The sequence below is a fragment of the uncultured Streptococcus sp. genome (assembly GCF_905372115.1).
GTDB lineage: Bacteria > Bacillota > Bacilli > Lactobacillales > Streptococcaceae > Streptococcus.
The window spans coordinates 1-15,665 of the sequence record NZ_CAJPNR010000026.1; the positions used below are offsets into that span (position 1 = coordinate 1).

A 15,665-nucleotide genomic window follows, 5' to 3' on the forward strand; every position below is an offset into this window, starting at 1 on the left:
AAAACACCCCAAAAGTTAGATTTTTTCTGTCTAACTTTTGGGGTGCGGTTCAATTCTTACTCTTTTAGTTTGTATTCTAATCTTCGTCTCTCTAGTCATTTCCACCGTCACCGGAAGATGAGTCATTGTGGCTAGAAGAGCTATTGTTTGAATCACCAGAATGCTCACTAGAAGCTGATGTGTCAGAGCTAGCTTCTGTACTGTAACTGCTATAGCTAGAATAGTTATAGTACTGCTGGTTATTGTAGTAACGGTTATAGCCAGTACCACTATTGAGATAGACATAAGAGCCACTGCGGTAGAGACCATCTGGCATTTCCCAATCTTCTGAAGCAGAGCCATCTTGAGCTAGGTAAAGCATCATTTCGCGGTAGACATCTGTTGCAACCTTAACCCCGTCATCAAGGATTGGTGTCAGGCGGTTAGAGTAGCCAGTCCAAACAGCCATTGAATACTTAGGCGTGTAACCAACGAAGAGCTCGTCTGGTGTGACAATGCTAGAGTAGTAGTAAGGCTTGGTCAGCTTAGCTAATTCATCATCAGCATAGTTGGAGGTTCCAGTCTTACCGGCCTGATAAACCCCAGAAATGGCAGCGTTTGTCCCTGTACCAGACTGCAAGACTGTTTTCATCATATCGGTCATCATGTAGGCTGTCGTTTCCTTCATAGCCTTGGAACCATTGTTGGAGAAGGTCTTCTCCGTTCCGTCACTGAAGACGACGCGATTGACATACTGAGGCTTGTAGTAAGTACCACCATTGGCAAAAGCAGCATAGGCAGCAGCCATTTTTTCACTGCTGGCTCCGTATTCATTGCCGGATTTGCTGGTATTACTTGAAAAGGCATTAACATAGAACATTTCAGGATAGTTAATTCCTATGCGATTTAGGAACTTGAGGGACTCATCCAGACCAACGGCTTCCAGCGTTTTCACGGCAGGAACGTTCCGGGATTCCTGAATCGCGTATTGAATCGTCATCCCGCCATAGTATTTCTTATCCCAGTTGTAGACTGGTGTGCTGGAATACGGGAAGTTATATGGAGCATCCGTGATAGGCGCAGCTGTTGAAGTATAGACTTCATTTTCAAGAGCTGGAGCATAATCCGTGATTGGTTTCATAGTTGAACCAAAGTCACGGTTGGTTTCAACAGCTTGGTTGGTACCAAAGGATACGTTGGTAGATTGGTTACGAGAACCAAGTTGGGCAATGACTTTACCAGTTTGCACATCCATAACGGTGGACGCAACCTGCATTTCGTCATCTGGATAAGCTACATAGTCTCCTGTGTTGTAAATATCCCAAAGTTTCTTTTGGGCATCAGTGTTGACGTTTGTATAGACTTCCATACCAGTTGTCAGGACATTGTAACCAGTCTCTTCTTCTACTTGTTCAATTACTTCCTTAAGATAATTATCCATGTAAGCAGGATAGCTAGTGGAAGCTTTTAGGCTTTGAAGTCCATCGGTTACAGGAGTGTTCTTAGCTTGCTCATACTGCTCATCTGTGATGTACTTGAGATCATGCATCTCACGAAGTACCAGATTACGGCGATTGGTTGCAGCCTCTGGGTGAGTGTAGGGATCGTATTGGTTAGGTGCCTGAGGCATACCTGCCAGCAGAGCCGTTTGGTGTAAGCTCAAATCTTTTAGGTCCTTGCCATAGTAGCTTCGGGCTGCTGTCTGCATACCGTAGTTACTGTTAGACATGTAGACTTTGTTGACATAATAGGTCAAGATTTGCTGCTTGGTTGCTTTACGCTCAAGCTGAGCGGCCAGCCAAGCTTCTTGGATTTTACGTGAAAGGGTCGCGTCCGAAGAAGAAGTTGAGAAATAAGACAGCTTAATCAACTGCTGGGTCAGAGTTGAACCACCTTGACGGCCTCCGCCACGGATGTTACTGATAAGGGCACCTGCAATCCGAATAAAGTCCACCCCGCGGTGGTTGAAGAAGCGATGGTCTTCGATGGCGACAATAGCGTTGACCAAATCCGTAGGTATTTCACTAGTTTCAGCATTGACCCGCTTTTCAGCGCCTAGGTCCGCAATCAAATTGTTATTGCTGTCAAAAATCTTACTGGATGTGGTCGCGATGAGGTCTTTTTCAGAAAGCTTAGGAGCCTTGACCGCATAGTAGGTAAATACCAAACAGCCAATCACGAATCCAATCATAAGCAGGGTTATAAGTGCACTTGCAAGATATTTTAAAGCCTGCATAAGAGTTTGTTTATTCATTTATAATACCACCTAGTAGTTTTTGTTCGATAATTTCAAGATAAGGGATGCTGGGAAGCTGTTGCATTTCAATCGGATAACCATGCTCTTGGATGTAAGTTAGAGGCATGGACTTCCCTCCCTTGTCGATCTTGTAAAACTCAATTAAATAAGAAGCGGGAAGTAGGTAAGTCTCCCTTAAGCTGGAAAAATGCAGTAAGACAAAACAGATGCCCTTTTGCTCAAGGACTGCCTCCATATGCTCAATCTGATGCAAATGAAAATTTTTCATGGGCATCGATTTTTTCTGTCGGGTCTCCTTGGCTTCAAAGTCAATATAATGGCCCTTGTAGACGCCAGAATAGTCTGTTGTGGAAGCTTGCCGAAAGTAAGCCTCTACAATCTTGGCTCGGCTACGGTGCGGATAATCAACCTTGACAATCTGAATAGGGGTGGGCTTTTTATGGATGACAGCGAGTCCTCTGCTAAGATAGTAGTTGTTGGATTCGTTGATCATCTTTTCAAAAGACATCCCACGATTGGCAAAGTTAATCATGCCGGAAACTGGCCTATTGATACTGCTTTTTGCCTTTAGCTTATGCGGATAGTTGACCATAAAACTCCTTATTGGTACAATAGCATCACTCTATTATACCACAAAAAACTTTTTTAAGGGAGAATAAATGACCAGTCTACTAATTACAGGCTACAAAGCCTTTGAAATCGGCATTTCGACGGAAAAAGACATGAGAATAAACATCATAAAAGAAGCCGCTAAGAGGGACTTAATCCGTTTTTTGGAAGACGGAGTGGATTGGCTGGTTTTTATGGGCAATCTGGGCTTTGAGTCTTGGGTCTTGGAGCTGGCTGATGACTTGAAAAAGGATTATGAATTTCAGATGGCAACCATCTTTCTCTTTGAGAATCAAGGTGAAAATTGGAACGAAGCCAATCAAGCCAAATTAGCTGCTTTTAAGCAGGCGGATTTCGTCAAGTATGCTTATCCGACCTACCAAAATCCTAGTCAGTTTCGTGATTACAATCAATTTATCATTCAAAATACGGACGGAGCCTACCTCTTTTACGATGAAGAACAGGATACAAAACTGAAATATCTTTACCAAGAAATGAAAAAACAAGAACAGTATTTTATCAAAAAATTAACATTTGATGACCTGAACGAAGTGGCCGAAAATTTTTCGGAAAATTAGATGATAAATCTTGATTTTTATAGTGCATTTTGTTTATAATTGAATATGACAAACTAGATTGGAGAGAGAAGATGGCAAGTATTATTTTTACAGCAAAAGATATTTTTGATCAGGATTTTAAACGTGAAGTACGTGGCTATAGTAAGTCCGAAGTGGATGAGTTTTTGGACGATATTATCAAGGATTATGAGACTTATGCAGCCTTGGTAAAGGAGCTGCGTGAGGAAAATCGCCGTCTCAAGGAAGAGTTAGCTGCGAAGCCGGTTGAAAAAGCACCGGTTCAGCCGACTCAGCCTGTCCAATCAACACAAACAACTCAGTCAACTGCAGAAAACTTCCCTCAGATGACTTCTGCGACTAATTTTGATATCTTGAAGCGCTTGAACCGTCTTGAAAAGGAAGTATTCGGAAAACAAATTCTGGATCGTGAATAATGGTTCTTTTAGAGCAGTGCAATTTTTGGATAATCGCGTGGAAATTTTAGATTTTCATGAGGAAAGTCCATGCTAGCACTGGCTGTGATGCCGGTAGTGTTTGTGCTAGGCGAAGAAATAAGCCTAGGGACGGATTTTTCCGTTACGGCGACTGAAAGGGCTAAGTCTTTTGATATGTCTGATTAGGTCTGAAAGTGCCACAGTGACGTAGTTCTTCTGGAAACAGAAGAAGTGGAACGCGGTAAACCCCTCAAGCTAGCAACCCAAACTTTGGTCGGGGCATGGAGTGCATGGAAGCGAACATAGCACTCTGACTGGAAACAGTAGACAGATGATTATCGAAGGAAATGGTACCTAGTCATTTCCGGAACAAAACATGGCTTACAGAAAATTGCATATAGGTTGAGGCTAGGACGTCAAGTCCTGTCCTCTTTAAATTTTATAATAGAATAGCAAGAGAGTGGCTGAGCGCTCTATTCTCTGCCAAGTCCAACTAGCTGTTGCTTCATTTGTCTGATGGACATTTCAAGTGCTGAGCTAGCTGATAAAGAGCAGTGAAACCTTCTCAGCCCAAAATTTAAAAAGGGAGAGTGAGGAAAATCGATGTGACGAAATCACGATTTTTGTCTCACTCCCTTTGTTTGTATAGATTGGAATCCATTTAAAAGCCGAGATGAAAGAAAAATTTAATTTAATTGCGACCGCAGCGGCAGGGCTAGAAGCTGTCGTCGGCCGTGAAATCAGAGAGCTGGGACTTGATTGTCAGGTCGAAAATGGCCGAGTTCGCTTCGAGGGTGATGTCAGTACCATTATTCAAACCAATCTCTGGCTGCGCGCGGCCGATCGGATTAAGATTGTAGTTGGCAGTTTTCCAGCCAAGACTTTTGAAGAGCTCTTTCAGGGAGTTTTTGCTCTGGATTGGGAGAATTATCTACCTCTGGGAGCTAAATTTCCTATTGCCAAGGCCAAATGTGTCAAGTCAAAACTTCACAATGAGCCTAGTGTTCAGGCTATTTCTAAAAAGGCAGTTGTCAAGAAGCTGCAGAAGCATTATGCACGTCCGGAAGGGGTCCCCCTGCAGGAAAATGGAGCTGAGTTTAGGATAGAAGTTTCTATCCTAAAAGATGTAGCGACAGTCATGATTGATACGACAGGGTCCAGCCTCTTCAAACGTGGTTATCGGGCTGATAAAGGCGGTGCACCGATCAAGGAAAATATGGCAGCAGCTATTTTGCTCCTGTCCAATTGGTATCCGGATAAGCCTTTGATTGACCCGACTTGCGGCTCTGGTACTTTTTGTATTGAGGCCGCTATGATAGGGATGAAGATAGCGCCGGGACTTCATCGTTCTTTTGCCTTTGAAGACTGGAATTGGGTGGATAAAGATCTGGTAGCCCAGGCTCGCTCAACTGCACTCAGTCAGATTGATCAGACCATCCAGCTGGATATTTCTGGCTCGGATATCGATGGCCGTATGGTAGAGCTAGCTCGAAAAAATGCTGAGCAAGCAGGAGTAGCAGAGCAGGTTCACTTTAAGCAGATGCGTCTGCAGGATTTGCATACAGATAAGATCAATGGTGTGATTATCTCTAATCCGCCATACGGGGAGCGCCTTCTAGATGATGAGGCTGTGACTCAGCTTTATCAGGAGATGGGAGAAACTTTTGCTCCGCTCAAAACTTGGAGCAAATTTATCCTGACCAGCGATGAAGCTTTTGAAAGCAAATACGGCAGTCAGGCCGATAAAAAACGCAAACTTTATAATGGTACTTTAAAAGTTGATTTATATCAGTATTTTGGCCAGCGGGTCAAACGTCAGTTAGATTAGAAAGGATTTGCCGTGACGAAAGAAGAAAACTACTCACCGGAAGAAGAAAAGAAAGAGTCTGTCCTTGATTTTGAAGAGGCCAAGGAAATGACAGTCGGTCAAGCTACTCGTAAGAAAGAGGAGCTGGAAGCCGGTGTGAATGAAAGCGACAATGTGCTGGATAAGTATATCAAGCAGCACCGTCAGGAAATCGAAGCAGGAAAATTTGAAACCCAGAAAATCAGAAAGCTGCAGGAGCAGGAAGCGGCTCAGGCTGAGCAAGCCTCTTCTGATTTGACCGACTTCATCAAAGAAAGACGGCAAGAGGTTGAAAGTGAACAGGAGATTCCAACAGCTCAGTCGACAGACACTGAGACTGCAAGTGAGCCAGAAGTAGCTCCAACCCCCTTAGGTTCTCGCAGTCAACGCTCAGAGCAGGCGGATTCGATTCCTGCTGCTCCCGTTCAAAAGACATCTTACGGTCCTATTCCGGAGCCGCTTGATGAGAAGGAATTACAGGTTCCTAAGACACCTTTCTACAAGAAAAAATCTTTCCTTTATCCAGTTTTAGGACTTTTAGGGATTGCTGTAGCGGGCACAGGGCTTTACTTTGCTCTGGGGCATAATTGGGGTCACAAGACCGTTACAAGCTCCAGCTCTTCAACATCGCAGTCCAGCAAAAAGAGTTCGTCTTCCTCTAGTTCTGATAATACTGCCAAGGATTTGAAGTCCTTTAATGATGAGTATGCTGCATTCTTCACAGATAGCAATCAGACAGCTGTCAAAAACAGTAAATTTGGCGACTTGGAAAAATTAAAAACCTTACTTGAAAAACTAAAAGGCAGCAAAGACTATGATGCAGCCAAGAGCAAGTATGATTCCCTAGTGAAACAAATTTCGGCTATCCAAAGTGTCAATTCGCAGTTTGACGGTGGAGCGATCACTGACGGTGTCTTGAACAAGGAAGCCAAGGCTAATACAAATGCGACTTTCTCAGATGTATCAAGTGGCAATGCTAAGCTAGATGAAGTTCTAAAGGCAGCAATTGCCCAAGGACGCGGCCAACAGGTTCCAACACCGGCTCCTGCTACTGATCAAGGAGGTACAGGTGCAGGTACAAGTGGCGGTTCAAGCTCGTCTGCTTCTGGTTCAGGAGCTTCCAGCTCTTACTCTGGCTATGGTCTTCCTAGCAACGGAGTAAATCTGCAGAGAGACCTCAGTCGTGTCCCTTATAACCAAGCGGCTATTGATGACGTCAACAATCCGGCTTGGACGTTCAATCCTGGCGTTCTGGAGAAGATTTTGCAAACTTCTCGTGAGCGCGGCTATATTTCTGGTGATAACTATATCCTGGAACGCGTCAATATTATTAAAGGAAACGGCTACTATAACCTCTTCAAGCCAGACGGTACCTACCTCTTCAGTATCAACTGTAAGACTGGCTACTTCGTCGGAAATGGACCAGGTCATGCTGACTCGCTTGATTTCTAGTCATCTTTGAACATTTCTTCAGCAGCTGACTTTCTAGTTTGTTGATGGATTTCATTATACATGCACAAAAAAAGTTCTCAATTTCGAGAACTTTTTATTGTTTTAAATCACATGGCGTTCAAAGGCATCATCTGAGATTCCTTGGCTGAGAATAAGTTTAGCCCATTCTTTGGCTGAGAAAAGGCTGTGATCCTTGTAGTTTCCGCAGGATTCAATGGTTGTTCCAGGGACATCTTCCCAGCTAGTTGACTCAGCGATTTCTTCCAGACAGGATTTGATGACCTGAGCAATCTGGCTGGAGCTGTGTTGGCCCCACATAATCATGTGAAAACCAGTGCGACAGCCAAAAGGTGAGCAGTCAATCATACCATCAATGCGCTTGCGAATCAGCATGGCCAGCAAATGCTCGATGGTATGCAGACCGGCTGTCGGGATTGAATCTTCATTCGGCTGAACCAGACGGATATCAAAATTGGAAATGATGTCGCCTTTAGGGCCAGTTTCTTCTCCGATAAGGCGGACATAAGGCGCTTTGACAATGGTGTGATCCAGCTCAAAGCTTTCGACGATAACTTCTTTAGACATGGTTTCTCCTTTACAATGTAGCAAGTGCGAGAAGGTTTTTCTAGTGATATCAAGCCATAAGTTTGTCTTGTTAGGTAAGAAAAATCCTGTCTCATAGACACCTTTTCTTCTCTGATTATAGCATAAAAAAATTTTATTTGGGAATAAAGTTCAAGTTTTAGGAAAATGAAAAGTTTGAATAATCTTGCTTATGGTTTGAAAAAGTTTTGGTGCACAGGCTTCTACAAACTTTTATGATTTTGTCGGTGAAAATTGGACAAAAGCTTTCTTGAATTTCAAAAAATAGGTTTGTGAATTTTTTAGATTTGTGATAGAATAGTATGGAATTTTGAATTCAACAATTAAATAGATTTGGAGTAAAAACATGGACCTATTTCCTATAATTATGTCTGTTTTTGCTGCCATCATTGGTTTAGTGATTGGATATGTAAGTGTCTCGGCTAAGATGAAATCATCTAAAGAAGCTGCAGAGCTTACTCTTTTAAATGCTGAACAAGAAGCAACCAATTTACGCGGACAGGCTGAACGCGAAGCTGATTTGATTATCAAAGAAGCCAAGCGGGAAACAAGTTCGCTTAAAAAAGAAGCACTTTTGGAGGCAAAAGAAGAAGCCAGAAAATATCGTGAACAAGTTGATGCAGAATTTAAGTCTGAACGTCAAGAGTTGAAACAAATCGAAAGCCGCTTGACAGAGCGCGCTTCTACCCTTGACCGCAAAGACGATAATTTAAGCAACAAAGAAAAGGCTTTGGAGCAAAAAGAACAAAGTCTCTCAGATAAATCTAAACACATTGATGCGCGTGAAGAACAAGTAGCGGAACTTGAAAAGCAGAAGGCAGCAGAGCTGGAGCGAGTTGCTTCGCTATCGCAGACAGAAGCGCGTGATATTATTTTGACGCAGACCGAAGACAAGCTTTCTAAAGAGATTGCGACTAGGATTCGGGATGCGGAGCAAGATATCAAAGAGCGGTCTGACAAGGTTGCGAAGAATATCTTGGTCCAAGCCATGCAGCGTATTGCCGGTGATTACGTCGCTGAGCAAACCAACTCAACGGTGCATCTGCCAGATGACAGTATGAAGGGGCGGATTATTGGCCGGGAAGGTCGCAATATCCGAACTTTTGAAAGTCTGACTGGTATTGATGTCATCATTGATGATACGCCTGAAGTAGTCACTCTCTCAGGTTTTGATCCGATTCGCCGCGAAATTGCTCGTATGACTATGGAAGCACTCTTGAAAGACGGTCGCATTCATCCAGCTCGCATCGAGGAGTTGGTTGAGAAGAACCGTCTGGAAATTGACAATCGCATCCGTGAGTACGGGGAAGCCGCAGCTTATGAAATCGGAGCACCTAACCTGCATCCTGATTTGATGAAAATCATGGGTCGCTTGCAGTTCCGTACTTCTTATGGTCAGAACGTCCTTCGGCACTCTATTGAGGTTGCCAAGCTTTCCGGCATCATCGCTGGTGAGCTTGGTGAAAATGCCAATTTAGCCCGCCGTGCTGGATTCCTCCATGATATTGGCAAGTCTATCGACCGTGAGGTTGAAGGCAGCCACGTGGAAATCGGGACAGAACTGGCTCGTAAGTACAAGGAGCATCCAATCGTTGTTAATACGATTGCCAGCCACCACGGGGATGTGGAAGCAGAAAGTGTCATTGCTGTTATCGTAGCTGCAGCAGATGCTCTCAGTGCCGCTCGGCCAGGAGCTCGTAGTGAATCTCTGGAAAGCTATATCAAGCGTCTCCAAGATTTGGAAGAAATCGCTAATAGTTTCAAGGGTGTCAAGAACAGCTTTGCTTTACAAGCTGGCCGGGAAATCCGGATTATGGTTCAGCCGGACAAGATTAAGGATGACAAGATTACGATTTTGGCGCACGATGTTCGTGAAAAAATCGAAAACAACTTGGAATATCCAGGCAATATCAAAGTTACGGTTATCCGTGAGATGCGTGCCGTCGACTACGCAAAATAAAGAAAAAAAGCAGTCTGGTAACAGATTGCTTTTTTCTTGAATTATCTGCTGGTCTATTTTGTTTTCCGTATGATTGCTTGCTTAATTTTTCTATTTTCTCAAAACTCTAGACACATACATTTCTTCCTATCCTCTTGAAATATCAGCCTAATTTTGTTACACTAGATAGAAAGACTGTGAAGGAGACATGATGACGGAACGAGGCTTACTAATCGTCTTTTCTGGTCCCTCTGGTGTAGGAAAAGGGACTGTTAGACGAGAAATTTTTGAAAGCACTGATAATCAATTTCAGTACTCGGTATCTATGACGACTCGTCCTCAGCGTCCAGGTGAAGTGGATGGAGTTGACTATTTCTTCCGTACTCGCGAGGAGTTTGAAGAGCTGATTCGTCAGGGACAGATGCTGGAGTATGCAGAGTATGTAGGAAACTACTATGGGACGCCTCTGACTTATGTCAATGAAACGCTGGATAAAGGTATTGATGTCTTCCTAGAGATTGAGGTTCAGGGAGCTTTGCAAGTCAAGAAAAAAGTTCCAGATGCCGTCTTTATTTTTTTGACTCCTCCAGACTTAGAAGAGCTCAAAGACCGCTTGGTCGGACGTGGGACAGATAGTGCTGAGATTATCGCTCAGCGCATAGAAAAGGCTAAAGAAGAAATTGCCCTCATGCGCGAGTATGATTATGCCATTGTCAATGATCAGGTGCCGCTGGCTGCCGACCGTGTCAAGCGCGTGATTGAAGCAGAGCATTTCCGAGTAGATCGTGTTATCGGCCGTTATCAGGACATGCTTCCAAAAAATGAAACGATTATTCGATAGAAAGTTAGAAATTAGGTAGAAAATTATGATGTTAAAACCGTCTATTGACACTTTGCTGGACAAGGTTCCGTCAAAATATTCCTTGGTTATTTTAGAAGCTAAGCGCGCTCATGAGCTTGAAGCTGGAGCTCCCGCTACGCAGGAATTCAAGTCTGTTAAATCCACTCTTCGTGCTTTGGAAGAAATTGAATCCGGCAATGTCGTTATCCATCCAGATCCAGAAGGCAAGCGCGAGGCAGTTCGCCGTCGGGCAGAAGAAGAGCGTCTGCGTAAAGAAGAAGAAGAACGTAAGATTAAAGAGCAAATCGCTAAAGAAAAAGAAGAAGGTGAGAAGATTTAAGGTTGGGGATGCTCAATCTTATTTTTTCTGTAATGACGTTTAGGAAAGTGGGGTGAGAATGTGAAGCTAGCAAAGATTATTGTGGATGTTCCTCTGATGCAGACGGACAAGCCCTATAGTTATGCTATTCCAGAAGAGTTTGCAGGAATGCTAGCAGCTGGCATGCGAGTCCATGTCCCTTTTGGGCAGGGAAATCGCCTGATTCAGGGGATTGTGGTCGGCTTTGATGAGACGGGAGGCCAAGAAGAGCTGAAGGAAATTGCGGAAGTCCTTGATTTCAGGCCCGTCTTGAACCAGGAACAGCTCTGGCTGGCGGATGAGTTGCGCAAGTCAGTCTTTTCTTATAAGATTTCCCTTTTAAAGGCCATGCTGCCTAGTCTTCTCAACTCCAGCTATGATAAACTACTCTATCCGACGGAGCTGCTGAATGTTGAGGAACGATCAGCTATCTTTGGTCAAGAGGCTAGTCTTCGCTTTTCTGATTTGGACAAGAAAAGTCAGGCCAAGCTGATGCGACTGACCCAGACTGGCCGTATTCGGCTGGAGTATCAGGCAACGGACAAGAAGCATATTAAGACTGAGAAATGGTATCAGATCAATCATACCGCTCTGCAAAATCATGACCTTCCCCGACAAGCTAAGAAAAAACAAGAATTAAAAGAAGTCTTGCTAGAGCAGCAGGGTAGCCGGCTCTTGGCTGATTTACGAGAAAGCTTTTCGCGCGATATTATTAATTACTTTATCAAAGAAAACCTAATTAGCATTGAAGATAGAGAAATCAGCCGTTCTGCTGCTTATTTCCAAAAGGAGCGGCAGCAGCAAAGTCTGACCTTAAATGATGAACAATCCGCAGCGGTTGCGGCAATCACTCAGAAAATTGGTCAGAGTCATTCTCAGCCAGTTCTCCTAGAAGGGGTCACAGGCAGCGGGAAGACCGAAGTTTACCTACAGGTCATCGCAGAGGCACTGGATCAAGGCAAGACAGCAATCATGCTGGTTCCAGAGATTTCTCTGACTCCTCAGGTGACCGATCGCTTTATTTCTAGATTTGGCGACCAAGTTGCAATTTTGCATTCAGGTCTGTCCGACGGTGAGAAATATGATGAATGGCGCAAGGTGGAGCGAGGAGCTGCTCAGGTTGTTGTCGGCGCGCGTTCAGCTATTTTTGCTCCGCTGACAAATATTGGAGCCATTATCATTGATGAAGAGCATGAATCATCCTACAAGCAGGATTCCAATCCTCGCTATCATGCTAGAGAGGTGGCTCTCCTGCGAGCTCAGTACAATCAAGCTGTCTTAGTGCTGGGATCGGCGACTCCGAGCTTGGAGAGCCGTGCTCGAGCAAGCCGTGGAGTCTATGATTTTCAGCTGCTCAGCAAGCGCGCAAATCCGCTGGCGCAGATTCCTCAAGTGGAAGTGGTGGATTTTCGGGATTATATCGGCCAGCATGAAGCCAGTAATTTCACGCCAGTCCTGCTAGATGCTATTCAAGATCGTCTGGATAAGGGAGAACAGACGGTTCTCATGCTCAACAGGCGGGGGTATTCCAGCTTTGTTATGTGTCGGGAATGTGGGACCGTTGATAGCTGTCCTAACTGTGATATTTCTCTGACTCTGCATATGGACACCAAGACCATGAACTGCCACTACTGTGGTTTTACTAAGAATATTCCTCAGTCTTGTCCTAACTGTGCCAGTCGTAGCATTCGCTATTATGGGACTGGGACGCAGAAAGCTTATGATGAGTTGGTTCAGCTCTTTCCGCAGGCTCGCATTTTGCGGATGGATGTAGATACGACCCGTAAGAAAGGCAGTCATGAAGCCATTTTAGAAAGCTTTGGTCAGGGTCAGGCAGATATTCTCTTAGGCACCCAGATGATTGCCAAGGGATTGGATTTTCCAAACGTGACGCTAGTTGGTGTACTCAATGCGGATACTGCTCTTAATCTACCGGACTTTCGCTCTTCAGAGCGAACTTTCCAGCTGCTGACTCAGGTGGCTGGCCGTGCTGGTCGGGCTGAAAAGGCTGGTCAGGTCTTTATCCAGTCCTACAATCCTCATCATTATGCCATTGAATTTGCCAAGCAGCAGGATTATGAAGGCTTCTATGCTTATGAAATGGGAATCCGTCGGCAGCTAGGCTACCCGCCTTATTACTTTACGGTCGGTCTAACCCTGTCCCACAAGGACGAAGAGACAGCAGTGCGAAAAGCCTATGAGGTTATGGATATTCTGCGGAGCGGTCTGTCAGAAAAAGTGCAAATCCTAGGTCCAACGCCGAAGCCCATTGCCCGTACCCACAATCTCTATCATTATCAGATTTTGCTCAAATATCGCTTTGAGGACAAGCTGCAGGTGACACTAAATCAAGTCTTGGACTGGACACAGAATCGGGACAATAAAGATTTACGCCTGACAATTGATAATGAACCACAAAATTTTATGTAAAGCTTTTTAGCCGAGATTAAGGTTGTTGTAGGCGACTTCTGATATAATAAGGGAAGGAACAAAGAAGGAATCAATAGTTGAAAATGATGAAAATAATATTTATGGGAACGCCGGACTTCTCAGCGACTGTCCTAAAAGGACTGCTGTCCAGCAGTCAATACGAAGTATTAGCAGTAGTGACGCAGCCGGACCGGGCCGTTGGCCGAAAAAGAGAGATACGTATGACTCCAGTAAAAGAATTGGCCTTGGAATACAAGCTACCGGTTTATCAACCGGAAAAGCTGGCTCAAAGCTCGGGTTTAGAGGAGTTGATGAACTTAGAAGCAGATGGTATTGTCACAGCTGCATTTGGACAGTTTTTGCCTAGCCGCTTGCTAGACAGTGTTGACTTTGCGGTGAATGTTCATGCCTCTTTGTTGCCTAAATACCGAGGTGGGGCTCCCATTCACTACGCTCTGATCAACGGCGATGAGCAGGCAGGCGTTACTATTATGGAAATGGTCAAGGAAATGGATGCTGGAGACATGATAGCCAGCAGAGCAATAGCCATTGAAGAGACTGACAACGTTGGAACTCTCTTTGAGAAATTGGCGCTTATCGGTCGAGATCTATTATTGGATGTACTGCCAGCTTATAGGGAAGGGCAGATTACACCTCAGCCGCAGGATCCTAGTCAGGTCACTTTCTCTCCGAATATCAGCCCAGAAGAAGAGCGGATAGACTGGAGCAAAACAAACCGCCAAATTTTCAATCAAATTCGTGGCATGTATCCTTGGCCGGTAGCTCATACCTTGCTGCAAGGGCAACGTTTTAAGATTTACGAAGCAGATATGACGGCTGGCAGCGGTCAGCCTGGACAGATATTGTCTATTAGTAAAAAAGAGCTTGTGGTCGCAGCTGGTCAGGGAGCTCTCTCGCTGAAGACAGTTCAGCCTGCTGGTAAGCCCAAGATGGCTATCGTTGATTTTTTGAATGGACTGGGCCGCAGCCTGTCCATAGGAGATACTTTTGGAAAGTAAGCAAAAAACGGCCCGTTGGCAGGCCTTGGAAATTTTGGAAGAAGTTTTTGAAGAAGGCGCCTATTCCAATATCGCCATAAACCAAGCACTGAGTCAAAGCCAACTGAGTCAAGCAGATAAAGGTCTGGTAACAGAGCTGGTTTACGGCACAGTTGCTCGGAAAATCACTCTGGAGTGGTATTTATCCCATCTGATTGAGGATAGGGACAAATTGGATAACTGGCTCTACATTCTGCTTATGCTCAGTCTGTACCAGATGCTCTATCTGGATAAAATCCCTCAGCATGCAGTTGTTCATGAGGCTGTTGAAATTGCGAAAATACGTAAACGAGGCAGCGAAAAATTTGTCAATGCCTTGTTACGTAGGATTGAGCGTGAGGGTGTGGCTGATTTTGAAACAATCAAGCGCAAAAACAAGCGCTATTCGATCCAGTATTCTCTGCCGGTCTGGCTGGTCAAAGCATTGATAGAAGAGTATGGCGAAGAAAGAGCTCTAGCTATCTTTACCAGTCTTTTTGTTCGCAGCAAAGCTAGCATTCGCGTGACAGATATGTCGCGAAAGGCTGAGCTTCGTCAGCTTTTAGGGGCTGAGGACTCGCTCTTGTCTCCGTCAGCCTTGGTTAAGAAACAGGGGTATTTTGCTGGACATCAGCTCTTTGAAAGCGGAGCGATTACGATTCAGGATGAGTCTAGCCAGCTTGTGGCGCCGACTCTGGCCATAGAAGGGGAGGAGCAGATTTTAGATGCCTGCAGTGCACCGGGCGGCAAGACTGCCCACATGGCTTCCTATCTGACGAGCGGCCACATTACAGCCTTGGACCTCTACGATCATAAGTTAGAGCTCGTAGAAGAAAATGCAGAACGGCTGGATCTGGCTGATAAAATCACCACTAAAAAGCTGGACGCGACCAAGGTGTTTGAGACTTTTGGCCCAGATGCTTTCGATAAAATCCTGGTGGACGCTCCTTGCTCAGGTATTGGCTTAATTCGCCGCAAACCAGATATAAAATATAATAAAGAAAATGCAGATTTTGAGAATTTACAAAAAATTCAGCTGGATATACTAGACAGCGTTTGTCAAAGTCTACGTAAAGGTGGTATAATAGCTTATAGTACTTGCACGATTATGGCCAAAGAGAATTTTGAGGTTGTCGATAAATTTCTGGCCAGCCATCCGAATTTTGAGCAAGTCTTATTAGACCATGAAAGAAAAGATATCGTCAAAGACGGCTGTATCTTGATTACGCCGGAATTATATGAAAGCGACGGATTTTTTATCAGTCAATTTAGGAAGATATCGGAATAAGAGGAGGAAACTGA

Annotated in this window: 13 protein-coding genes and 1 other RNA gene; 11 read left to right on the plus strand and 3 right to left on the minus strand. The window is 44.5% G+C overall.

All coding sequences use genetic code 11. From position 1 onward, the window contains the following. Positions 1–91 precede the first annotated feature (91 nt). Positions 92–2,233 (minus strand): penicillin-binding protein PBP1A, encoded by a 2,142-nt coding sequence (gene pbp1a, locus QZ169_RS07710; RefSeq protein WP_125353357.1) that lies wholly within the window; start codon positions 2,231–2,233, stop codon positions 92–94. Then, positions 2,226–2,828: a Holliday junction resolvase RecU gene (recU, locus tag QZ169_RS07715; RefSeq protein ID WP_295506005.1), complete on the minus strand. Its 603-nt coding sequence runs from the start codon at positions 2,826–2,828 to the stop codon at positions 2,226–2,228. The genes pbp1a and recU overlap by 8 nt, the downstream gene beginning before the upstream one ends. Positions 2,829–2,895: 67 nt before the next feature. Between recU and QZ169_RS07720 the strand changes: the two genes are divergently transcribed. The 5 genes from QZ169_RS07720 (at position 2,896) to QZ169_RS07740 (ending at position 7,155) form a co-directional block, all read left to right on the plus strand. After that, positions 2,896–3,423, plus strand: coding sequence for a DUF1273 domain-containing protein (locus QZ169_RS07720; RefSeq protein WP_295506008.1), 528 nt, complete (start codon positions 2,896–2,898; stop codon positions 3,421–3,423). Positions 3,424–3,494: 71 nt separating this feature from the next. Next, positions 3,495–3,857, plus strand: coding sequence for a cell division regulator GpsB (gene gpsB / locus QZ169_RS07725; RefSeq protein ID WP_125341611.1), 363 nt, complete (start codon positions 3,495–3,497; stop codon positions 3,855–3,857). Positions 3,858–3,878: 21 nt separating this feature from the next. Next, positions 3,879–4,246, plus strand: an RNA gene (gene rnpB, locus QZ169_RS07730) — RNase P RNA component class B. Positions 4,247–4,530: 284 nt separating this feature from the next. Beyond that, the gene (locus QZ169_RS07735; protein ID WP_295506035.1) at positions 4,531–5,685 is read left to right on the plus strand and encodes a class I SAM-dependent RNA methyltransferase; all 1,155 of its coding nucleotides are present in this window, start codon (positions 4,531–4,533) and stop codon (positions 5,683–5,685) included. A 12-nt stretch (positions 5,686–5,697) separates the two neighbouring features. Further along, positions 5,698–7,155: a cell division site-positioning protein MapZ family protein gene (locus QZ169_RS07740; RefSeq protein ID WP_295506038.1), complete on the plus strand. Its 1,458-nt coding sequence runs from the start codon at positions 5,698–5,700 to the stop codon at positions 7,153–7,155. A 102-nt stretch (positions 7,156–7,257) separates the two neighbouring features. On the opposite strand, the gene QZ169_RS07745 is transcribed toward QZ169_RS07740, so the two are convergent. Beyond that, positions 7,258–7,740 carry an S-ribosylhomocysteine lyase gene (locus tag QZ169_RS07745; RefSeq protein ID WP_002893508.1) on the minus strand — a complete coding sequence of 161 codons (483 nt, stop codon included), beginning with the start codon at positions 7,738–7,740 and terminating at the stop codon, positions 7,258–7,260. A 364-nt stretch (positions 7,741–8,104) separates the two neighbouring features. Between QZ169_RS07745 and QZ169_RS07750 the strand changes: the two genes are divergently transcribed. From QZ169_RS07750 to rsmB, 6 genes are all read left to right on the plus strand, one after another. After that, complete coding sequence (locus tag QZ169_RS07750; protein ID WP_125434975.1) at positions 8,105–9,718, plus strand: ribonuclease Y; 1,614 nt, start codon at positions 8,105–8,107, stop codon at positions 9,716–9,718. Between the two features lie 187 nt (positions 9,719–9,905). Beyond that, positions 9,906–10,538, plus strand: coding sequence for a guanylate kinase (gene gmk, locus QZ169_RS07755; RefSeq protein WP_002893505.1), 633 nt, complete (start codon positions 9,906–9,908; stop codon positions 10,536–10,538). 25 nt (positions 10,539–10,563) lie between these two features. Then, on the plus strand, positions 10,564–10,878 hold the full coding sequence (gene rpoZ / locus QZ169_RS07760) for a DNA-directed RNA polymerase subunit omega (RefSeq protein WP_002893503.1): 315 nt from the start codon (positions 10,564–10,566) through the stop codon (positions 10,876–10,878). A gap of 60 nt (positions 10,879–10,938) precedes the next feature. Then, a complete protein-coding gene (locus QZ169_RS07765; protein WP_295506044.1) occupies positions 10,939–13,326 on the plus strand; it encodes a primosomal protein N' in 2,388 nt (795 codons plus the stop codon). A gap of 83 nt (positions 13,327–13,409) precedes the next feature. Beyond that, positions 13,410–14,345 (plus strand): methionyl-tRNA formyltransferase, encoded by a 936-nt coding sequence (gene fmt / locus QZ169_RS07770; protein WP_295506049.1) that lies wholly within the window; start codon positions 13,410–13,412, stop codon positions 14,343–14,345. Continuing rightward, complete coding sequence (rsmB, locus tag QZ169_RS07775) at positions 14,335–15,651, plus strand: 16S rRNA (cytosine(967)-C(5))-methyltransferase RsmB (protein ID WP_295506051.1); 1,317 nt, start codon at positions 14,335–14,337, stop codon at positions 15,649–15,651. The genes fmt and rsmB overlap by 11 nt, the downstream gene beginning before the upstream one ends. Positions 15,652–15,665 lie beyond the last annotated feature (14 nt).

Excerpts from the sequence above, each read along its gene's own strand:
- QZ169_RS07750 (WP_125434975.1), top strand. The coding sequence starts at position 8,105 with ATGGACCTATTTCCTATAATTATGTCTGTTTTTGCTGCCATCATTGGT.
- QZ169_RS07720 (WP_295506008.1), top strand. The coding sequence starts at position 2,896 with ATGACCAGTCTACTAATTACAGGCTACAAAGCCTTTGAAATCGGCATT.
- fmt (WP_295506049.1), top strand. The coding sequence starts at position 13,410 with ATGATGAAAATAATATTTATGGGAACGCCGGACTTCTCAGCGACTGTC.
- gpsB (WP_125341611.1), top strand. The coding sequence starts at position 3,495 with ATGGCAAGTATTATTTTTACAGCAAAAGATATTTTTGATCAGGATTTT.
- gmk (WP_002893505.1), top strand. The coding sequence starts at position 9,906 with ATGATGACGGAACGAGGCTTACTAATCGTCTTTTCTGGTCCCTCTGGT.
- QZ169_RS07745 (WP_002893508.1), bottom strand. The coding sequence starts at position 7,740 with ATGTCTAAAGAAGTTATCGTCGAAAGCTTTGAGCTGGATCACACCATT.
- recU (WP_295506005.1), bottom strand. The coding sequence starts at position 2,828 with ATGGTCAACTATCCGCATAAGCTAAAGGCAAAAAGCAGTATCAATAGG.
- pbp1a (WP_125353357.1), bottom strand. The coding sequence starts at position 2,233 with ATGAATAAACAAACTCTTATGCAGGCTTTAAAATATCTTGCAAGTGCA.
- QZ169_RS07735 (WP_295506035.1), top strand. The coding sequence starts at position 4,531 with ATGAAAGAAAAATTTAATTTAATTGCGACCGCAGCGGCAGGGCTAGAA.
- rpoZ (WP_002893503.1), top strand. The coding sequence starts at position 10,564 with ATGATGTTAAAACCGTCTATTGACACTTTGCTGGACAAGGTTCCGTCA.